14 protein-coding genes and 1 riboswitch are annotated in these 21,662 nt (G+C 63.3%); of the genes, 8 read left to right on the forward strand and 6 right to left on the reverse strand.

The features are described from left to right. The 3 genes from xdhB (at position 1) to PAN31117_RS22080 (ending at position 4,568) form a co-directional block, all read left to right on the forward strand. Positions 1 to 2,340: a xanthine dehydrogenase molybdopterin binding subunit gene (gene xdhB, locus PAN31117_RS22070; protein WP_150740098.1), complete on the forward strand. Its 2,340-nt coding sequence runs from the start codon at positions 1 to 3 to the stop codon at positions 2,338 to 2,340. After that, positions 2,340 to 3,419, forward strand: a complete 1,080-nt coding sequence (gene xdhC / locus PAN31117_RS22075; RefSeq protein ID WP_150740099.1) for a xanthine dehydrogenase accessory protein XdhC — start codon at positions 2,340 to 2,342, stop codon at positions 3,417 to 3,419. The genes xdhB and xdhC overlap by 1 nt, the downstream gene beginning before the upstream one ends. A 108-nt stretch (positions 3,420 to 3,527) precedes the next feature. Beyond that, on the forward strand, positions 3,528 to 4,568 hold the full coding sequence (locus tag PAN31117_RS22080; RefSeq protein ID WP_150740100.1) for an adenosine deaminase: 1,041 nt from the start codon (positions 3,528 to 3,530) through the stop codon (positions 4,566 to 4,568). A gap of 64 nt (positions 4,569 to 4,632) precedes the next feature. On the opposite strand, the gene PAN31117_RS22085 is transcribed toward PAN31117_RS22080, so the two are convergent. Further along, positions 4,633 to 6,873 carry a hypothetical protein gene (locus tag PAN31117_RS22085; RefSeq protein WP_150740101.1) on the reverse strand — a complete coding sequence of 747 codons (2,241 nt, stop codon included), beginning with the start codon at positions 6,871 to 6,873 and terminating at the stop codon, positions 4,633 to 4,635. A gap of 287 nt (positions 6,874 to 7,160) precedes the next feature. Between PAN31117_RS22085 and PAN31117_RS22090 the strand changes: the two genes are divergently transcribed. The 3 genes from PAN31117_RS22090 (at position 7,161) to PAN31117_RS22100 (ending at position 10,990) form a co-directional block, all read left to right on the forward strand. Continuing rightward, the gene (locus PAN31117_RS22090) at positions 7,161 to 8,615 is read left to right on the forward strand and encodes an NCS2 family permease (protein ID WP_246189214.1); all 1,455 of its coding nucleotides are present in this window, start codon (positions 7,161 to 7,163) and stop codon (positions 8,613 to 8,615) included. A gap of 19 nt (positions 8,616 to 8,634) precedes the next feature. Next, the gene (gene guaD, locus PAN31117_RS22095; RefSeq protein ID WP_150740102.1) at positions 8,635 to 9,972 is read left to right on the forward strand and encodes a guanine deaminase; all 1,338 of its coding nucleotides are present in this window, start codon (positions 8,635 to 8,637) and stop codon (positions 9,970 to 9,972) included. 262 nt (positions 9,973 to 10,234) lie between these two features. Continuing rightward, positions 10,235 to 10,419, forward strand: a riboswitch (yybP-ykoY riboswitch). Positions 10,420 to 10,432: 13 nt separating this feature from the next. Beyond that, entirely contained in the window at positions 10,433 to 10,990 is a 558-nt protein-coding gene (locus PAN31117_RS22100) for a TMEM165/GDT1 family protein (RefSeq protein WP_150740103.1), read from the forward strand. A 98-nt stretch (positions 10,991 to 11,088) separates the two neighbouring features. On the opposite strand, the gene PAN31117_RS22105 is transcribed toward PAN31117_RS22100, so the two are convergent. Next, positions 11,089 to 11,697, reverse strand: a complete 609-nt coding sequence (locus PAN31117_RS22105) for a DUF4136 domain-containing protein (protein ID WP_150740104.1) — start codon at positions 11,695 to 11,697, stop codon at positions 11,089 to 11,091. Between the two features lie 501 nt (positions 11,698 to 12,198). On the opposite strand from PAN31117_RS22105, the gene pepN reads away from it, so the two are divergent. Next, complete coding sequence (gene pepN, locus PAN31117_RS22110) at positions 12,199 to 14,910, forward strand: aminopeptidase N (RefSeq protein ID WP_150740105.1); 2,712 nt, start codon at positions 12,199 to 12,201, stop codon at positions 14,908 to 14,910. Positions 14,911 to 14,946: 36 nt separating this feature from the next. Here the strand turns inward: pepN and PAN31117_RS22115 are convergent, their stop codons facing one another. Continuing rightward, positions 14,947 to 15,543, reverse strand: coding sequence for a hypothetical protein (locus PAN31117_RS22115; protein ID WP_150740106.1), 597 nt, complete (start codon positions 15,541 to 15,543; stop codon positions 14,947 to 14,949). Between the two features lie 379 nt (positions 15,544 to 15,922). Here PAN31117_RS22115 and PAN31117_RS22120 point away from each other — a divergent pair, with 379 nt between their 5' ends. Next, on the forward strand, positions 15,923 to 16,846 hold the full coding sequence (locus tag PAN31117_RS22120; protein ID WP_150740107.1) for a LysR family transcriptional regulator: 924 nt from the start codon (positions 15,923 to 15,925) through the stop codon (positions 16,844 to 16,846). 70 nt (positions 16,847 to 16,916) lie between these two features. Here PAN31117_RS22120 and PAN31117_RS22125 read toward each other — a convergent pair whose 3' ends face one another. From PAN31117_RS22125 to PAN31117_RS22135, 3 genes are all read right to left on the reverse strand, one after another. Beyond that, positions 16,917 to 17,510: a class I SAM-dependent methyltransferase gene (locus PAN31117_RS22125; RefSeq protein WP_150740166.1), complete on the reverse strand. Its 594-nt coding sequence runs from the start codon at positions 17,508 to 17,510 to the stop codon at positions 16,917 to 16,919. A gap of 78 nt (positions 17,511 to 17,588) precedes the next feature. Then, positions 17,589 to 19,007 carry an MFS transporter gene (locus tag PAN31117_RS22130; RefSeq protein ID WP_150740108.1) on the reverse strand — a complete coding sequence of 473 codons (1,419 nt, stop codon included), beginning with the start codon at positions 19,005 to 19,007 and terminating at the stop codon, positions 17,589 to 17,591. 295 nt (positions 19,008 to 19,302) lie between these two features. Beyond that, positions 19,303 to 21,261 carry an aconitase family protein gene (locus tag PAN31117_RS22135; protein WP_150740109.1) on the reverse strand — a complete coding sequence of 653 codons (1,959 nt, stop codon included), beginning with the start codon at positions 21,259 to 21,261 and terminating at the stop codon, positions 19,303 to 19,305. Positions 21,262 to 21,662: the final 401 nt, after the last annotated feature.

Genomic DNA, 21,662 nt, shown 5'->3' on the forward strand with positions numbered 1-21,662 from the left:
ATGAACACGCAAGTCGAAGGCTTCATGACGCAGACCGCACAGACCGCTGCACAAGTTGGCCGCTCGCGTCCGCATGAGTCGGCCGAGCTTCACGTGGCTGGCGAAGCCACCTACACCGACGACATTCCCGAGCTGCAAGGCACGCTGCACTGCGCGCTTGGCCCGTCGCCCAAGGCGCACGCCCGCATTCTCTCGCTCGACCTCGACGCCGTGCGCCGCGCGCCAGGCGTGATCGCCGTGCTCACCGCGGCCGACATCCCCGGCGTGAACGATTGTGGCCCGGTCATCCACGACGATCCGATCCTCGCGGACGGTGTCGTCCAGTACATCGGCCAGCCGATGTTCGCCGTGGTCGCCGAATCGCACGACGCCGCCCGTCGTGCGGCACGTCTCGCAAAGGGCGAATACGAAGACCTGCCCGCCATTCTCACGCCGCAGGCCGCCAAGGCCGCGGGCGTGGGGGTGCTCCCGCCGATGCAACTGCGTCGCGGCGACGCCGACGCCGCCCTGCAAGCCTCACCCAACCGCATCAGCGGCACGTTCGAATGCAACGGGCAGGAGCAGTTCTATCTCGAAGGACAGATCTCGTACGCCATCCCCAAGGAAAACGACGGCATCCACCTCTATTGCTCGACGCAGCACCCGAGCGAGATGCAGGCGCTCGTCTCCCACGCGCTGGGCTGGCATAGCCATCAGGTGCACGTCGAGTGCCGACGCATGGGCGGCGGCTTTGGTGGCAAGGAATCGCAATCGGGTCTGTTCGCGTGCGTGGCCGCGCTGTGCGCTTCGCGTCTGAAGCGGCCCGTCAAGCTGCGTCTGGATCGTGACGACGACTTCATGATGACGGGCAAGCGTCACGGCTTCTACTTCGAGTATGACGTCGGCTTCGACGACGACGGCCGCATCACCGGCGCGAAGGTCGACATGACGCTGCGCGCCGGGTTCTCGGCCGACCTGTCCGGCCCGGTCGCCACACGTGCCATCTGCCACTTCGACAACGCCTACTTCGTGCCGGACGCCGATCTGCGCGCCCTGTGCGGCAAGACGAACACGCAATCGAACACGGCGTTCCGGGGCTTCGGCGGCCCGCAGGGCGCGCTCATCATGGAAGTGGTGCAGGACGCCATCGCGCGACGTCTGGGCCGCGACGCCCTCGACGTGCGCCGCGTGAACTTCTACGGCAAGACCGAGCGCAACACCACGCCGTACGGGCAACTCGTCAAGGACAACATCATCCACGAGCTGGTCGCCGAGCTGGAACAGACGAGCGACTATCGCGCGCGGCGCGACGCCGTGCAGGCGTTCAACCGCACGAGTCCGGTCCTGCGCAAGGGTCTCGCGCTAACCCCGCTCAAGTTCGGTATCTCGTTCAACGTGCAGGCCTTCAATCAGGCCGGTGCACTCGTGCACGTCTACCGCGACGGCTCGATGCTCGTGAACCACGGCGGTACGGAGATGGGGCAAGGCCTGAACACCAAGGTCGCGCAGGTCGTGGCGCACGAGTTGGGCGTCGACCTCTCGCACGTGCGTGTCACGGCGACAGACACGACCAAAGTCGCGAACACGTCGGCCACCGCCGCATCGACCGGCGCGGATCTGAACGGCAAGGCCGCGCAGAATGCTGCGTGGCAAATCCGTCAGCGTCTGGCGGAGTTCGCGGCGACGAAGTACGGCTGCGCGGCCGACGAAGTGACGTTCGCCAACGATGTCGTCAGTGCGAACGGGAATCACATCCCCTTCCCAGATCTTGTGGAAGCCGCCTACTGGGCGCGCGTGCAACTCTGGTCGGACGGCTTCTACGCCACACCGGGCCTGTCGTGGGATGCCAAGACGATGAACGGCAACCCGTTCTTCTATTTCGCGTACGGCGCGGCGGTCTCGGAAGTCATTCTCGACACGCTCACCGGCGAGTGGCGTCTGCTGCGCGCCGACGTGCTGCACGACGCCGGTAAGTCGATCAACCCGGCGCTCGATATCGGGCAGGTCGAAGGCGCGTTCATTCAGGGCATGGGCTGGCTGACGACGGAAGAACTGTGGTGGAACAAGGACGGCAAGCTCATGACGCACGCCCCCTCTACGTACAAGATCCCCGGCATCAGCGATTGCCCGACGGACTTCCGCGTGAATCTGTTCGAGAACGCCAACGTGATGGACTCGATCCACCGCTCCAAAGCGGTCGGCGAACCGCCGCTGCTGCTGCCGTTCTCGGTCTTCAATGCACTGCGCGATGCCGTGGCCAGCGTGAACGACTACCGCGACGAACCGGTGCTGAATGCGCCGGCCACGTCCGAAGCGTTGCTCATGGCGATCACCGAGTTGCGCACGCGGAGCGCCGCCTGATGCATCGCTGGGTCGACGCCGCCCACAAACTGCTCGTACGCGGTGAAGCCGCGGTATTGGTGACGATCGCCCGCGTTGAGGGGTCTGCGCCGCGAGAGGCGGGCACCCATCTGCTCGTCACGCGCGAGCACGTATGGGAGACCATCGGCGGCGGCCATCTCGAATGGCGGGCGATGGACGTCGCCCGTCAGTTGCTGCGTCAGTACGGACAGCAAGGCGCGCGTCACGTCGAGCGCTTCGCCCTTGGCCCGAGCCTCGGGCAGTGCTGCGGCGGCGCCGTCACCCTCGCCTTCGAAGTGCTTACGCTGGGCGATCTGGCCTGGGTGAGCGCGTTGCACAAGCGTCTGGCGGCCGGTGAAGCAACCTTGCGCAGCGTAGCCTTCGGCGCGCCCGGCGCAGACGCCGCCGCCAGCCAGCATCAGGGCGGCCCGGTCATGCTGACCGAACTCGACGCCATTGATCCGCTCGCCCACCCGCACACCCTCACCCGCGACGCCGACGACGCCGCCTGCTCCTTTTGGCAGGGCAGCGACGGCTGGCTATGGTTGACCGAGCGCCTCGCGCCGAGCGACTTCCACATCGTGCTGTTCGGCGCGGGACACGTCGGACAGGCCATCGTGCAGGTGCTCGCCACGCTGCCGTGCCGTGTGACGTGGGCAGACGAGCGCACCGAAACGTTCCCCCAGACGGTGCCGCCGAACACCGTCGTCGAATCCACGGACACCCCCGAGGCCGTCGTTACCGAAGCGCCGCCGGGCGCATTCTTCCTCGTCATGACGCACAACCATGCGCTCGACCAGCGTCTGTGCGAGGAGATCTTCAAACGTGACGATTTCGCCTATTTCGGGCTGATCGGGTCGATGACCAAGCGCCGCCAGTTCGAGCATCGTCTGCGCGACCGGGGCGTGCCGCCCGAGCGCTTCGAACAGATGATCTGCCCTATCGGCGTGGCTGGCATCTCTGGCAAAGCGCCTGCGACGATTGCAATTGCCGTGACCGCACAACTGCTGCGCGTGCGTGAGCAACAGATGCGTCAGAGTTCCCCGGTCGGTGCGCATGACAGCGGTATTCCTGCCTAAAACGCGGCCCGTCTACGCCGGACACCGGGGCGAGCGCCCGACGAGCCAATGCACGACAAGCGACTGCGACGGTAAAATCCCGCCCATCTCCCCCCAAAAAGACACACCATGCCCCTCACGCCAGAACTCGCCAAGACCCTTTGCGCCATGCCCAAGGCGGAGCTGCATCTGCACATCGAGGGCACGCTGGAGCCCGAGCTGATTTTCCGGCTCGCCGAGCGAAATCAGGTGAAGCTGCCGTATCCGAGCGTCGAAGCCCTGCGCGACGCCTACGCCTTCACCGACCTCCAGTCCTTTCTGGACATCTATTACGCCGGCGCGAGCGTGCTGCTCACCGAAGACGATTTCTACGACATGACGCGCGCCTACATGGCGCACGCCGCCGCCGACAACATCCGTCACACGGAAATCTTCTTCGACCCGCAAACGCATACGTCGCGCGGTGTATCGATGGCCACCGTCGTGAACGGCATCGAACGCGCGCTGGCTGAAGCCGAAGCGCAGCACGGCATCACGAGCCGTCTGATTCTGTGCTTCCTGCGCCACCTGCCCGAGGAAGACGCCCTGCAAACCCTGGAAACGGCGCTGCCGTATTTCAACAGCCACGGCCATCGTCTCGTGGGTGTGGGGCTCGATTCGTCGGAACAGGGTCACCCGCCCAACAAGTTCGCGCGTGTCTTCGAGCGCTGCCGCGCGCTCGGCCTGCGCATCGTGGCGCATGCCGGTGAAGAAGGCCCGCCTGCTTACATTCACGAAGCGCTGGACATGCTGCGCGTGGAGCGCGTCGATCATGGCGTGCGCGCCATCGAAGACGAAGCGCTGCTCGATCGTCTGGCGCGCGAGAAGATCGCGCTGACGGTGTGCCCGCTGTCCAACGTGCGTCTCAAAGTGTTCGATCACATGGGACAGCACACGCTGCATCAACTGCTCAAACGCGGGCTGGCCGTGACAATCAACTCGGACGATCCCGCTTACTTCGGCGGCTATCTCAACGAGAACTTCCTCGCGACGTTCGACGCGCTCGACATGACGCTCGACGACGCTTATACGATGGCCGCGAACAGCTTCCAAGCCTCGTTCATCGACGACAGCGAGAAGCAGCGTCTGATCGGCGAACTGGAGCAATTCCGCGCAGCGCAAACGCAATAAAGCCGACGTCGATGCGAAAGCAAAAGCCCGATACGCGTTAAAGCGTTATCGGGCTTTTGTGTCTTCACTGACGCGTTTTCGTGCTTGCCCGACGAAAACGGAGTTGCGCCCGACTCGTGCAGAAGCGACGAGCAAACTCGTTGGCGGCGGCCGCTCCCCGATTGCGCGACACTTTCGCTTCTGCGATCACCGTTTGAAACGACGGCGGGTCGCGTTGCGTTTGCGTGTCTTGAGCCGGAGGCCCGGCGTTGCCGGACATGTCGATGATGCAATCCTCCCCAAGGGGCGACGTGACGATGTGCGTCCCGTCGGCACGCGTCACACAGTACTGGATGCGTGCCCGCCCGTACGGCCAAACCCATTGAATGTGTCGTTCGGGCCATTCAAATGCGATATCCCGGCCAATATCCGCCTCCGTGAGCCGCCGTTCATACGCATGTCCCGACGTGGGATTGACGCCGCTCGGCCCGCCCCATTCGGCATTCAGGACCGGTTCTCCGAGGGTACTTTCCTGCGGAACCCAATGATGGGCTGTGACATGAACCCGAACCACGTCACCCACCTGCATGTCGCCGTATGGCGGCACGATCACGGACGCATGGCCGGTTCTGGCAACACGGCTCCCAATCACGTGTTCGGTATCGAAATGCGCCGTTGGCAGTGGCTTGCCGCCCCCGGGAAGATCGCCACTGGCTTCGGCTTCGACCCGCCCGAGCGGAGACCAATTGGAGTTGAATATGGCCTCGGCCGGGATGCGACGGGAGGTGGCGTACGCGATGTCTTGCATCCCACTGCCTTCAGCTGCGACTTTCTCCCAAGGAAGAGGCAGTTCGAGATCGACCTTGGCGATCACCTCGGCGCTGGTCACCTCATGAACCGAGCCGAATGAACTCCCTCCATACAGGCAAATGATGCCGTCGCCTTGCACAAATGCACTCTCGCCAGTGACATCACCATCGGCATTACGCACAAACCAGGGCACGACATACGTGTGATTCTCCTGTATCGATGTATCGGGAATGTAATTCTCTCGTTCGCCGCTCTGCCACCGCGAGTGGCGAACGACGGGCTTGCCAAGCGCCTCATTTTCCGGCGTCTGCGGGAATGGATCTGCCCCCCCGGCCTGACTGAGATTGATTCTGGCAAGCGTGTCCGAGGCAGGACGACCGACGAGCTGGCTGGCGCGGTAGATCTCATAGTTGACGGCGACGACGGCGCTTCCGACGGCGTCCTTGTCAGCCTCGACCCAGGAGGCAAGCACATCGCCATAGGGGATCGTAAGTCGCATGGCGACTTCGCCGGACGGGTCGTCACCCGAAAGCCTCCGGGAGTAGCGCAGGCTCCCCCACTGCACGACAACCAGGTCATGAACTTCGAGGCGATCATGCCCGGAGATCAACAACTCGACGTTCCTCCGGGCAAGGAGTTCGTCAATGATCTGCGAACTCTCCAGCGCGGGGATGCGCGGCACTTTCAAATCGTCAATAACGTCGGTGAGAAATACCTCAAGGGGCGCAGCCGCAGATTCCAGCGAGACGTTGCCTGCCATGTCGGTGACCTGAAATTGCACCATGATCATGCCGTCGCCAATCGCTTCGAACATGGCACGAGGGAATTCGATCTCGAATGGTTCGTTGGTTTCGCCGTAGGGAATGCGCTTCGGCTCGGTTTTGACGGTCCTCGACGGGTCTCCCGGTCGATTCAGCAGTCCCACGATGCTATCCCCGTGGATCCGCCCGCCGTAATTGGGAATAAGGGCACGCACCACGCCCCCGAGTTCGTCCATCTTGTCGTGGTTTAGCCCTTCTTCCAACAGATCGGGATCGAGAATGGGTCTACTGGGCCTCGACGGACCGGGCGATTCGCGATCGATCGTAAAGAAGTGCGGCGGTGAGAGGCGGCTCCACTCGTCTTCCAACTGGCTCTTGCAGTCGTACTGAAGGTTGTACGTCTCGCTGTCCGGGTACCGGTCCGGCGTTACCACGATGTGGAAGGTTCTGTCGGCGATATCGGCTTCCGTGACCGGATACTCGACCGAATCGGACTGCCCGTTGATATAGACGCGGTACAGCCAGAAGATATGGACGGCCGCCGTCATTGGCGCCGTGAATTCGATCGGCTGATCCGCCTTGTCGGCGCGAACGAGATCGTAAGGTGCGGCGTCCGGCGGGAAATCCGGCGGTCGGTCGGCCAATGCCGTGGGGTCGATCACTGTCGGATAAGGGTCGAAGGTCTCCGGTCCGGCTGACCTGCCTGTCGGCACGGCCTCTCGCGCCGCTTTCGTGTCGGTACGCCGCATATCCATGATCTACCTCCGAACGTGACAGTTGTCGTTCTCAGAGTGTGGCGCGGCGGCACTCGCTTGAAACCTGTCAACGTTGACAGGCGGCTTTAGCGAATACCTCCCGAAATGGGCCTGTCCACCGCGAAAAGCACATTACCCGCGTGTGATGTCGAACATTCCCCATAAGGAATATTTTCAACGGGACCCGATGCTATTTTTCGAGCGTGCCCTGATACACGTCGCGAGGTGCCCCCACGCCGCGCAACGCCGGGCGCTCATCACATAGAAAATATCGGAGACAACACCCCATGGACTCATCGCTTAGCCCCCCGGCGAGTAATGCAGCAGCGGCAACGCTGGATGCAGCCCCGGCTGCACCGGACGCGGCACACGACAACACGCGCGTGGCGGGCGCGCAGCCGACCTCGACGCTCGACCGCTATTTCGGCATTACGGCGCTCGGTTCCTCGTTCCGCACCGAAGTGATAGCGGGTATCACGACTTTCCTCGCGGCGATGTACATCATCGTCGTGAACCCTGCCATTCTGTCGAAGACGGGCATGGCCTTCCCTGCCGCGCTCACCGCCACCGTGCTCATCAGCTTCTTCGGCAGCTGTGCGATGGGTCTCTACGCGCGCAATCCGGTGCTGGTCGCACCGGGCATGGGCCTGAACGCGCTGTTCGCTTTCACGATGGTGCACGGCGTGGGCATGCCCTGGCAGACGGCGCTGGGCTGTGTGTTCTGGTCGGGCATTCTGTTCGCGCTGCTCGCCGCGCTTAACGTGCGACGCTTCGTCGTCGAAGCCATTCCTGCGAACCTGCGCTACGCGATCTCGTGCGGCATCGGACTGTTCATCACGGTGATCGGGCTGGTCAACGCCAAGCTCGTGGTGAGCGACCCGGTCACGGTCGTACGCCTCGCCCACTTGTCGCCGCCGACCGTCACGTTCCTCATCGGCCTCGCGCTCACGACCGTGCTCGTTGCACGCCGCGTGAACGGCGCGCTGATGATCGGCATCGTCGTCACTACCCTCATGGCCGTGCCCATCGGTCGCCTCTGGGGCGACGGCAGCGGCTATTTCCCCAAGGAAATCGCGACGGCCACGCTGGTGAACTTCCAGGGCTTTTTCGCCGCACCGGACTTCTCGGGCATCGGCCAACTGGACCTGCTGGGCGCGCTGAAGGTGGCGTATATGCCGTTCATCTTCGTGATGCTCTTCACGGCGTTCTTTGATACCCTCTCGACCTTCATGAGCATTGCCGAAGCTGGCAACATGAAGGATCGCGACGGCAATCCGCGCAACATGCGTCAGGCGATGATCGTCGACTCATTCTCGGTGCTGATCTCCGGCCCGCTCGGCACGAGCCCGGCAAACGCTTACATCGAATCCGCGGCGGGCATCGCACAGGGCGGCCGCACCGGCCTGACCGCTGTCGTCTGCGCGCTGCTGTTCCTGCCGTTCCTGTTCCTGTCGCCGATGCTCTCGCTCGTGCCCGCCATCGCCACGGCCCCGGCGCTGATTCTCGTCGGTGTGTTTATGATGGAATCTGTGGCGCGCATCGAATGGCATCGCATGGACGAAGCCATCCCGAGTTTCATCGCGCTCGTGATGATTCCGATTTCGTATTCGATTACCGACGGCATCGCCTACAGTTTCCTCGCCTTCGTCGTCCTCAAGCTGTTCACCGGACGCATCAAGGAAATCAAGCCTGCGATGTGGATCGTCGCCGCACTCGCGGTGCTGCTGCTCACGCAAATGTAACGACACAAGGACCCCGCTAATGTCCACCACAAACACGACGCCGCAGGCCCTGCGCGCCGTACGCGCGCAACTGGTCTACTTCACGCACGATCCGGCGCGCGCCTATCTCGACGGCACGCCGGGCACCGTTCACCACACGGACGGGATCATCGCGTTCGAGAACGGCCGCATCACCGCCGTGGGCGACTACGCCAAGGTTTCACCGACGCTGCCCGCCGGTACGCCCATCGAGGATCTGCGCAACAAGGTCATCACACCGGGCTTCATCGACACGCACATCCACTATCCGCAGACGGATATGATCGCGTCGCCCGCGCCGGGGCTGCTGCCCTGGCTCGAGAAGTACACGTTCCCGACCGAGCGCCGTTTCGAGAATCCGGAATACGCGGCAGATGTGGCGCAGTTCTTCCTCGACGAACTGCTGCGTGGCGGCACCACGAGCGCATTGGTGTACTGCACGGTGCACCCGGGTTCGGCCGATGCGTTCTTCAAGGAGAGCGACTCGCGCAACCTGCGCATGATCGCGGGCAAGGTGATGATGGATCGCAACTGCCCCGAATTCCTGCGCGACACCGCCGAGACAAGCGCACGTGATAGCGAAGCGCTGATTCAGCGCTGGCACAACAAGGGGCGTCAGCTATATGCGCTCACGCCGCGCTTTGCGCCGACCTCGACCGAAGCGCAGCTTGGCGTGTGCGGCGAACTGGCCGAGCAGTATCAGGACGTGTTTATCCAGAGCCACGTCGCCGAGAACACCGACGAAGTCGAATGGGTGCGCTCGCTGTTCCCGGGACATCGCAGCTATCTCGACGTCTACGATCACTACAAGCTGCTGCGCAAGCGCGCCGTGTACGGTCACTGCATCTGGCTCGACGAGCACGATCGTCGCCGTATGTTCGAGACGGGAACGGTGGCAGCGCATTGCCCGACTTCCAACCAGTTCCTCGGCAGCGGCCTGTTCGACTTTGCTGCCGCAGAAGCCACGCGCATGCCGGTCACGCTCGCAACCGACGTGGGCGGCGGCTCCACGTTCTCGATGTTGCAGACGATGAACGAAGCACACAAGGTCGCGCGTCTGTCGGGGTATCACCTCTCGGCCGAACGCATGTTCTACCTCGCGACCGAAGGCGCGGCGCACGCGCTGGATCTGCACGGCACTATCGGCACGCTCGCCGTGGGCGCCGAGGCCGACTTCGTGGTGCTCGATCCGAAGGCGACACCGTTGCTCGCGCGTCGTACCGCGCTCGCCGAGTCGCTGGAAGAGTTGTTGTTCGCGTTCGCCATGCTCGGCGACGATCGCGCGATTGCCACGACGTATGCCGCAGGCAAGCCGGTCCATCGCCGCGTTGCCGCCTAATGGCGGAATGCACTGATCGCAGCCGTTGCACCGAACAGGTCTGTTGGCGCATGCCGCAGGCCTGATGTCTTACGCGAGGGCGTGGGCGTCGTCGCTCTGGCGACGCCTGTGCCCCCGCAGTCGCCGACCGTGCGCAAGGGGCATACGGTCGGGGATCTCCTTGGGCAGCCAGTGGCTGCCCTTTTTTGCATTGAGCAACCGTTGGCCGCGATGTCACGGAAACGACGCTTGCGCGATAACCCTGCGCCGATGCTATAATCCGCGTCGATTCATTGGGGAGTAGCCGCCCTGTCATAGACACCAGTCTTCGGCAGGGGCGTACGTCAACAGACTTGGCCGGTTCCGGCTATGGCGTGCGCAGCCCTCGGGCCTGGCGAGACCGATGACGATGCTTCCGCCACCCGGGCCGGGACGCATTGTCATTGGCTCGCATGTACACGGCCCGGCGGAGAAAAATAAGGTGTCCCCATTCCTCGTATCGACCGGTGTGGTCGCGCTTGCCGAAATCGGCGATAAAACCCAGTTGTTGTCCCTTGTGCTCGCTGCGCGCTTCAAGAAGCCCGTACCGATCATTCTCGGCATTTTCGTCGCCACGCTCGTCAATCACGGCTTTGCCGGAGCGGTCGGCGAATGGCTGTCGACGGCCATCAGTCCCGCCATCATGAAATGGGCTGTCGTGGCCTCGTTCATCGGCATGGCGATCTGGATTCTCATCCCCGACAAGCTCGACGACGAAGAGACCAACACGCGTCGCAAGTTCGGCGTGTTCGTCTCGACCGTCATCACGTTCTTCATTGCCGAAATGGGCGACAAGACGCAAATCGCGACGGTCATGCTCGCCGCGCGCTATCAGGACTTCTTCGGTGTGGTGGCCGGTACGACGCTCGGCATGATGCTCGCCAACGTGCCCGCCGTGCTCGTCGGCCACAAGTTCTCGGGACGCTTGCCGACCCGCGCCGTGCATGCCGTGGCAGCCGTGATTTTCCTCGTGCTCGGCGTCATCACGCTGATGCAGTAATCACCCCGCCATACGGCGCAATCACCGCAGTAAACGAAAAAGACCGGCCAGGGATCGGCCGGCCGGTCATTCTTGTATCCGTCACATCCGTCGGAACATCACTGCCCGACTTTCTGCTGGACGTTGACAGTTTGCCCGCTCGGGAACGGCAGTTGCTTGAGCGCCGCATCGATCAGGAACGGCATGGCGGAGGCCATCGACGTGCCAGCATCGCTCGTCTCGGCCTGCACGCGATACACCTCCTTGCCCGTCGGACGGTCCGTGAAGCGCAGTTGCAAGCCAGCCAGGCCGTATGGGTAATCGCGCTGGATATACGCCGGCGGCGCGCCGTACGGATAACCGTACCAGCCCCACGGACGCCCCCACGGTCCCCACGGACCGGGTGCGAACATCGGGTCGTAGGCCGGTTCCGTCACGCGCATCACCTGCTGCGTAATGCCGTACGACATGCCGATCAGATAGTGCGCGCTCGACGGGCTTTGCTCACTGAAACCGTCCCCCGCGAGACGCGTACGCAGCCATTGCTCGTACGTCGCATGCTCCTGATTGTTCTGCTGCTCGGGGGTACGCGTGAGCGCATACGTGCGCGGGCCCTCGAAGCCCGGCGAAGTGCCGAACGCCGTGACCTGACTGGTCACCGTGCTGGCACATCCGGCCAGCAACACGCTGGCGACGGCCAACGTCGCCATTCCCCATCGTTTCCACATGATTCAGTACTCCCGATTCCAAAACCCGCTGTAGACGCGTCAGTACCGCCGCGCCTCTTCAGCCTCATGGGTCATTATGTTGCGACGATTTAAGCATAGGACGGCACCTCGCGCACATCCGAATCGTTTGACGGTTGCGTTGAACGAAAATTCAGCAAATTAGCGGCTCGGACACTAGGGTCTGTTCACATGTATTCCGGGCTCGTGTTGCCTGGCCAAAGGGGCGAGAGCAAGGAATGAGCCGAAGCGAATATCGGGAATATTCGCGAGGGTCATGACGCCGCGATCGCCCCTTTGGGTAGGCAACCCGGAGGGAACGTGCCCTACCGGCCGTCTGGCGGCGTTGCCCGCAGCTTGTTTGGAGCGACCAAGCGGCGCTGCGGGCGCCTTGCCAGCCAACCGGTAGAACACGTTCACGAGCCCGGAATACATGTGAACAGACCCTAAGCGCGCCACTCCGTTACAATTTGTGAATCCTTGGCCGTCCGCACATTACCGTCCATGCTCAGAACCGACCTCGCAGGTGTCATCCAACGTTCCGACTATACGCCCCCGGCGTATCTGATCGACACCGTCCAACTCGACTTCGACCTCGCCGCCGACGTGACCACCGTCACCAGCCGATTGCGCGTACACCGCAATCCGGCTGGCCCCGGCGGTGACCTCGAACTGGTGGGCCAGGGCCTGCAACTGGTCAGCCTCGAAATCGACGGCAAGCCGTGGGCCGGCTACCGCACCGGCGAAGAAACGCTCACCGTCGTTGCACCGCCCGAAACGTTCGAACTCACGCTGGTCACCCGCTGCCGCCCGCAAGAGAACACGTCGCTCATGGGGCTGTACGTCTCCGGCGGCAACTTCTTCACACAGTGCGAAGCCGAGGGCTTCCGCAAGATCACCTACTTCCTCGACCGTCCGGATGTGATGGCGACGTACACCGTGACGCTGCGCGCCGACCGCGAGGCGTATCCGGTGCTGCTCGCCAACGGCAATCTGATCGACAAGGGCGATCTGCCGGACGGACGCCATTTCGCCGTCTGGGACGACCCGTTCAAGAAGCCGAGCTATCTGTTCGCGCTGGTCGCCGGACGTCTGGTTTGCCGTGAGGAACGTATCGTCGCCGGCGACGGTCGCGAGAAGCTCCTTCAGGTCTGGGTGCAGCCGCAGGATCTGGACAAGACCGAACACGCCATGCATTCGCTCGTCAACTCGATCCGCTGGGACGAGGAGCGCTTCGGCCGCGTGCTCGATCTCGATCGCTTCATGATCGTCGCCGTGAGCGACTTCAACATGGGCGCGATGGAGAACAAGGGCCTGAACATCTTCAACACGAAGTACGTGCTGGCCGATGCCGCCACCGCGACGGACGACGACTTCGGCAACATCGAAGCGGTCGTGGGTCACGAATACTTCCACAACTGGACCGGCAACCGCGTCACCTGCCGCGACTGGTTCCAGTTGAGCCTCAAGGAAGGCCTGACGGTGTTCCGCGATCAGGAATTCTCCGCCGACATGATGGGCTCCGAGTCGGGCCGCGCAGTGAAGCGCATCGACGACGTGCGTGTGCTGCGTCAGGCGCAGTTCCCGGAAGATGCCGGTCCGATGGCGCACCCGGTGCGCCCCGAGAGCTACGTCGAAATCAATAACTTCTATACGGTCACCGTCTACGAGAAAGGCGCCGAAGTGGTGCGCATGTATCAGACGTTGCTCGGCCGTGACGGCTTCCGTCGCGGCATGGATCTGTACTTCGAGCGTCACGACGGTCAGGCCGTCACGTGCGACGACTTCCGCGCCGCGATGGCCGACGCCAACCAGCGCGACCTCACGCAGTTCGGCCGCTGGTACAGCCAGGCGGGCACGCCGCGCGTGACGGTCGATGCCGTCTACGACGAAGCCGCCCGCACCTACACACTCACGCTCACGCAGCGTTGCCCGAAGGTCGGCGTCGAGTTGCAGGACGAGACGCTCGTCAAGCAACCGTTCCACATTCCGTTCGCCGTGGGGCTGCTCGATCGCGACGGCCGCGACATGGTGTTGCGCCTCGACGGCGAAGCCGCCGACGCACCTGCGTCCACCACGCGTGTGCTCGACTTCACGCACGAGCGTCAAAGCTTCACTTTCGTCGACGTCACCCATACGCCGATGCCGTCGCTGCTGCGCGGGTTCTCGGCACCGGTGATCGTCGAGCATGAGTACACCATCGACGAACTCGCGTTCCTGATGGCGCACGACAGCGATCCGTTCAACCGCTGGGAAGCCGGGCAGCGTCTGGCGACGCGTCAGTTGCTCGCCCTCGTCGAATCGATTCAGATGGGCCAGTTGCCGAGTGTGGACAGCTACGTGCTCGAAGCCTTCCGCCAGGTGCTGCGCGACGAAACGCTCGATCCGGCGTTCCGCGCGCAAGCGCTCACGCTGCCCGCTGAGTCGTATCTCGGCGAGCAGATGACGGAGATCGATCCCGCCGCCATTCATGCGGCGCGTCAGTATCTGCGTCAACGTCTGGCCGCGTCGTTGCATACGGAATGGCTGGCGGCGTATCACAACCATCGTGTGCCGGGTCCGTATCAGCCCGATGCAGCATCGGCGGGTGAGCGTGCGCTGAAGAACCTCGCCCTGTCGTACCTGATGGAACTCTCGGACGCCGGTGTCGCGCAAACTGCACGCACGCAATACGACACGGCCGACAACATGACCGACCGCTTCTCCGCGCTTACCGCACTGGTGCAACGCGGAGGTGCGGCCCGTGAAGGCGATGCCGCGCATGGCCCGAACCATGCCGCCGAAGCGCTCGTGGACTTCTATCAACGCTTCGAGAACGAGCCGCTCGCCATCGACAAGTGGTTTGCACTTCAGGCAATGCAGCGCGGCGACGGCAGCCACTGTGTGATCGATGCGGTGCGTGCGCTCATGGGGCATCCGGCCTTCACGCTGAAGAATCCGAACCGCGCCCGCTCGCTGATCTTCAGCTTCTGCAGCGGCAATCCGGCGCAATTCCACGCCACCGACGGTTCGGGCTATCAGTTCTGGGCCGAGCAGGTGCTGGCGCTCGATGCGCTAAACCCGCAAGTCGCCGCACGACTGGCACGTGTGCTCGACCGCTGGCGCAAGTACACCCCGGCACTGCGCGAGCGCATGCGTGACGCCTTGCAGCAAGTAGCGCAGCATCAGGCGTTGTCGAAAGACGTGCGCGAGATCGTGGAGAAGGCGCTCGCCTGATCGATGACGACGTCATGCGGCCGAGGGCGATCCTCGTCAGGGTCGCATGACTTCGAAGTATCCGCAGGTCAGGCAAAGCTTGTAGGGCCAACGCGGCCCTGCACCGATCAACGGCCGCAGCGCGGGCACCGGAATCACCACATCCTCGAACGTCCCGCCCATGAGAAAGTTGGCGGGATCGTTGCATAACGTCACCTTACCGCGCATCGCACTGACGGTGATGTGCACGTCCTGCCCCGGGTATGCGGGCGGATCGCGGAACGTCAATTGATAGATCATCATCACGTCGGCGTCCGGCGGACTCTCGACCTCGTAGGTGCCGTTGAGCAGGTGCGAGCGAAACGTAAGGCGTAGCGACTCGTCGAACGCCGCGTGAGACGCGACGGGTGAGCGAACCTCTGCACGCACACTCCACCAGTGCGGCGAGCCCTCCACGACATCCAGACGCACGTCGACAGGCAGAAAGCGCCGCTTTTCCTCGCCGTCGTAGCACCACGACTTCATGCAACCGTCGTAATGCAACGCTGCGCGCTCGGGCGTTCCCTGCTCGTCGATCATCACCCTTGGATAGCGGCTGTCGACGGAAACTGGCGGCACGAGATCACCGCGCGAAAGTAGAATGAACTCTTCCATGCGCTACCTCCCGACTTCTGCTCTGCAAATCCGAGTCGTTGCCGCGAGCGTGTCTTGCCGCCACCCGCATAGGCGCGCAACTTGCTATCTCTGATATTTCTCATGCATGCGCGCCATTTGGAGCGCAGTCTAGCCAACGAAATGCAATTGCGCACCTGTCAACCCTGACAGGTGTGGCGTCCCGCCCTCCCGTCCAACGCACGTGTCGCACCAGTGAAAGTCGCCGACGACGATGCAGTCGAAGCCGAGGTCGCGCTATGCGCGGCGGTCGGCCGCGCACCAATTCGCGGCAATCCAAGTACGTGGGCCTCTGGCCGTTTCCCGGGCGCGCGTGTATTATCAAAACGAACGTTTTTTGCACTTTCCATTAATTTTTCTCATGCAACGCACCCCCATCGAACTTCGTCACTTGCAGACCTTGCTGGCGTTGCGCGACACCGGCAGCGTCTCCCGCGCGGCGTTGTGGCTTCACCTGACGCAATCCGCCCTGTCGCATCAGATCAAGGCATTGGAAGATTTCTATGGCTTGCCGCTGTTCATCCGCAAGTCGGCCCCGCTCGTGTTCACCCCGGCAGGCAAGCGTCTGCTCGCGCTGGCGGAAGACGTCGTACCAGCCGTCGACGAAGCGGGGCGCGATCTCACCCGGCTCGCACAGGGCACACAGGGGACATTGCGCATCGCGGTGGAATGCCATACCTGCTTCGACTGGCTGATGCCCGCGATGGATGCGTTTCGTCAGCGTTGGCCGGAAGTGGAACTGGATATCGTGTCGGGCTTTCATGCCGACCCGATCGGGCTACTGCATCAGGACCGCGCGGATCTGGCGATCATGTCCGAGCATGAGGAAGGCGAAGCGGTGGACTTCCATCCGTTGTTCCGCTTTCAGATGATGGCGCTCATGGCGAACGATCATCCACTTGCCGCCAAGTCGCATGTCGATGCTGAAGATTTCCGTGACGAGACGCTCATCACCTACCCCGTGCCCGACGACATGCTCGACATCGTGCGACAGGTGCTGCGCCCGGCAGGCATCGAGCCGACACGCCGCACGACCGAACTGACGGTGGCGATCCTGCAACTGGTGGCGAGCCGTCGCGGGCTGGCCACGCTGCCGCTGTGGGCGATTACCGGCTATCTGGAGCGCCGCTACGTGAGTGCGCGGCCCATCACACCGCAAGGGCTGACGGCCGAACTGTGGGCCGCCACGCTACCGGCAACAACGGCGCGCCCGTACATCGGCGAATTCGTCTCGCTCATGCGCGAGACGAGTCTGCTGACGTTGCCGGGCATCGAGTTGATCTGACGACGAGCGCAGGTAGTGGGAAGCGGGGATGCTGGGAAGCCGGGAAACCCGCGCCTCTTCGCTGCTCGTGTCAGACAGAGCGCCGCACGATCAGTCGGCAGACGCGCTTGCCTGAACTCGCACTCGTGACATCTTCTTCATGGAGCACGACGCCTCCGTGCAACGCTGCGCGAACGACTGCGGGATCAAACGCGCTATAGAGACGGCCGTCTTCGTGGCGCAGATCGGCCCCTTCAGTCACGCGCCACGACACGTAGAGCACACCGCCCGGACGCACCAGCGTCCATAAACGACCTGCTGCCTGAGCCACCTCATCCACCGGCAGATGCATCAGTACCGTCTCGCAGATCACATTATCGAACTGCGTCGTCACGCTTTCCATCAGCGGCAGACGGTCGACGTGAAACGTCACCCACGGGAAGATCTTGCGCGCGAGCGCCACAAGCGCCGGTGAGGCGTCGTAGCCAGCGACGTCGAAGCCTTGTCGTGCGAGCCATGCGGCGTCGCGTCCATTGCCGCATCCCACGTCGATTGTCCGGCCGCCCGGAACGAAATGACGGACAAGCAGCGCGTACATGTCGTGCGGCGACGGTTGCTCCAGCCAGTCCTCGCTGTAACGTTCGGCATCGGCCTCATAGGCCGCTTCGGTCTGCAAGTCCGCCATGATCGGGATCTCCGGGATGCGGTGAGCGGGCGCGCGACGAAGCGACGGGGAATCGCCCTCGTCGGCGCGGTGCATGTTTTACTGCGAAATCTTCTCCAGGGCGATGTCCTTCGTGCGCGGCCCCATCAGACCGATCGCGAGCATGACGATCAGCATGGCGCACGAGATGAAAGCGAACACACCGGTCACACCGAAATTGCGCAGCACCGACGCGATCAGGAACGCCGTAAAAATCGCCGAGAAGCGGCTCCACGAATAGACGAAACCCACCGCACGCGCGCGAATGCCCGTGGGGAACAACTCCGTCTGATACGCGTGATAGCTGTACGACATGATGTTGTTCGCGAGCGTCAGGCCAATGCCCATCGCGATCAGCATCACCGACGACGTGACCTGCGAGAACACCATCCCGCACACGATGCCGATGCCCGCCGTCCACACGATGGCGTGCTTGCGCTCGACCTTGTCGGCCATCCACAGCCCGATCAGCGGGCCGACCGGTGCGGCCAGCGCGATCACGCTCGAATACGCAAGGCTCGTCGTCACTGTGATGCCCTGCTTGATGAGCAGCGTCGGCACCCAGTTCGCGAAGCCGTAGAAGCCGACCGTCTGGAAGATGTTGAACAGAATCATCATGATGGCGCGCTTGCGATACGGCGGCACCCACATGTCGCGAAACGCGCTCTTAGGCACGACCGGCTCGGGCACGCCCGGCGGGGGCAGCGGCTTGCCGTACTCGCGCTCGACCTTGGCTTCGAGCGCCGAGAGCACACGCTCCGCTTCATCCAGACGCCCCTTCTGCGCGAGCCAGCGCGGGCTCTCCGGCAGGGCACGGCGAATCCACCAGACGAACACCGCACCGTGCGCGCCGATGAGCACCACCCAGCGCCAGCCTTCCAGACCGAGGAATTCACGCGGCACGAGCCAATACGCCAGCAGCGCCACCACCGGCACCGCCGTGAAACCGACGGCCTGTTCGCACGCAAAGGCGCGCCCGCGAATCTGCTTGGGCACGAGTTCCGCGATGTAGGTGCCGATCGTCACCAGCTCCACACCGATGCCGAGGCCCACCACGAAGCGCCAGAAGTTCACGCCAGTGGCCGTCTCCTGAAACGCCATGATGACGTTGGCGACGGTGTACCAAAGCAGCGAGCCGGTGAACACCGCGCGGCGCCCGAAGCGGTCGGCGAGAAAGCCGCACGCAATGGTGCCGATGAACAGACCCGAGAACAGCGCGGCGATGAAGCTCGCCACGCCGGTCGTGCCGAACAGGCCCGGTGTCGTGGGCGTGAGAATGCCGCTTTTCACCAGACCGGGTGCGATGTAGCCGGTGTAGAGCAGGTCGTAGAGTTCGAAGAAGAAACCGAGACTGAGCAGCACCACCAGTTTCCAGACAGTGCGAGTCGGGGGCAGACGGTCGAGTCGGGCAGAAATGTCGCCTGCACTCAGGCGGGTTGCCGCTGTCGTTGCTTGAGCGGCGCGAGGCATGGAAGGCATTGATACGTCGGGGGATGGCATGAAAATCGTCTCCGGGCCCGTTCGGTCATGGCCGAACTGCTCACAGTCCGACGTCTCTTCGGACATCGGATACACCATGAATCGACAGGCGCGAGGCCGAAATTGTGCCACGAATGACACCGCGCCAGTCACCTTTGACACGTACTACGAAAAATTGCGATGTTCACCAACAACAGCACAGCCTCTTTCCGATGTGGCGGCGCACAGCACATCGTGTCGAATCGCCGATTTGCCGCAGCACGCTTTGCACACAGCGAAACCACCGCGACGCGCGTTACTGCAATGCCATCGCTTTCAACTCATCGAAGCTGACGATGCGCCCCGCCAGCGCGCTCGCCGCGACCGTATAGGGACTCGCGAGCCAGACGCTGCCCGGCCCCGAGCGTCCCGGGAAGTTGCGGTTGATCGCACTGATCGTGACCTGATCGGAAGACGTCGATTGCCCCGGCCCGCAGTTCGCACACGCGCCACAGCCGGGCATGATGAGCGTCACGCCCGCGTCCTCGAACGTCTTCAGATAGCCTTGCGCCTCGCAGTAGGCGCGCACGTCCATCGTGCCGAATTGCAGGAACAGTGAGCGCCCCTGTGCGACGCGCAGTCCGTGAGCGACGCCCCATGCGAGCACGTCGTGATAGGCGTCGAAGTCGTCGCGCTTGCCTGCGGTGCAGGAGCCGCCGTAGGCGATGTCGATAGCGACGGGGGCGTCCAGCTCCGCGAGTGCCACGCCGTTGCCGGGGTCGCCCGGACGCGCGAGCATCGGCGTGAGGGAGGCCGCGTCGATGCGGATCACGTCGCGATAGTGCGCGCCGGTGTCGCTCGTCATCCACGGTTCGAGCGTGAAGTCGATGCCTCGCCGCTCCTTGAGGAACGCCACCGTTTTCTCATCCGGTGCAACGATGCCGGTAAAGCCGCCCAGCTCGGCCACCATATTGGTGAGCGTGGCGCGCTCGTCGACCGACATGGCCTGCACGGCGCTGCCCGCATATTCGAAGACGTGGCCAATGGCGCCACCGCTACGGATGGCATCGAGGCGCAGCAGATGGAGTACGACGTCCTTAGCCGTCACACCCGGCGCGAGGTCGCCGTCGATCTCGATACGCAACGTCTGGGGCACCTTGCAGCGCACGTAGCCCGTCACCCAGCTGTTCGCGATGTCCGTCGCGCCCGCACCGAACGCGAGGCAACCGAGCGCGCCCGCGTGCGGTGTGTGCGAGTCGGTGCCGATCACGATCTGGCCGGGCAACGCGTAGCGCTCGGCCATGAGGGCGTGACAAATGCCATCGGCACCGTGTTCACCGTCATCTGCGAGTTGCCCGTGCGCCAGCACCGGGTAGCGCGCGACGAACTCGCGATGACCGCTCGTCAGGTTTGCGACACCGGGCAACAGTCCTTGCGCGACGTGCGGAAAGCTCTGCGCCGCCAACACCAGATGGTCCTGAAATGCGATGATGCGCGCCGGATCGTGCAGCGCCGCCGGCTCACCGAATGCACGATGCATCAGATGCGCACACATCCCTGTGAAGTAGTCGTGCGAGAAGCGCCAGTCGACGCGCACGAACACACCGTCGCCATGCTCGACGCCCGGCGTGGCCGGATGCAGGCGGCGCGCCATGATCTTTTCGACAAGGGTGCGCGGCGGTTGGGCGGGTGTCGTCGCTGCGTTGTCATGCACGAGCGGCGCAGGCCACTCTGCAAACTTGCTGTACGCCAGCAGACCGCCGCTGCGGATGATCTGCTGCGTGAGGGCGTCGCGCCCCTTGAGGAATTCGGTAATGGGAATGGCTTCGCCCGCGAGAATGCGGTCGAGCACACCGAAATCGGTCGTCGTCAGAATGCCGATGTTGTCGCAGTTCTGCTGATAGATGCGCTCGAAGCTCTCGGCGACGATCAGACGGATGCCCGCCGACAACTCCGCCAGCGGACTCGACTCACGCGACGACCCTTTGCCGTAGCGCTTGCCCGCGACGGTGACCTGAAAGCCGCCACGACGCACCTCGTGCTCGCCCACGGGCATCTCGTTTCCCGCTTTGAAACCGACGTACGGATAGCGTCCGAGCCGCTCGTCGTACGTCAGCATGACGGTCACAGGCGTGATTTCGTCCGTTGAAACGTTGTCACGCAGCACGCCAGCCTCGGCGCGCGTGACGGACTCACCCGACAATTGGCGGCGCACGATGGCCGGGTCGTCGGACAGAAACAGCACGCGGCCGTCGAAACGAATGATGTCTTCCATGCCTGTGAATCTCCTTGCGAAGAAGGATATCCCCAAGGCATGAGGTGTCATCTTGCCATCTGAGCAAGGTCGCCGTGACGGATTGCGATACCCAAGTCATATCGTGGGCGTCGCCCGACCCAACGCATCATATGTTTTTTGGGAAAATTCCTAAAAATGGAAGTTACAAATACCAGAGGTGCGCAAGAAACGGGGCCGTGAGCTTCCGGCGTGCATCAGTGCGCCACGGGGAGACTAGATTGGATAGGCGCCGTCGACGGGGGTAACACGACGCCGACGATGCACGTACGAAATGCAGACCCTTTCCACCACAGGGGCACCGGGTTCGCGTGGCGTACGGAGGTTGTCAACCTTGGCGCACGAACTGCTTACGAGCACCCGCCGTGCGTTATTTCCATAGG

Origin of the sequence: Pandoraea anapnoica (genome assembly GCF_902459765.1) — a bacterium.
In the GTDB taxonomy this organism is placed as follows: Bacteria; Pseudomonadota; Gammaproteobacteria; order Burkholderiales; family Burkholderiaceae; genus Pandoraea; species Pandoraea anapnoica.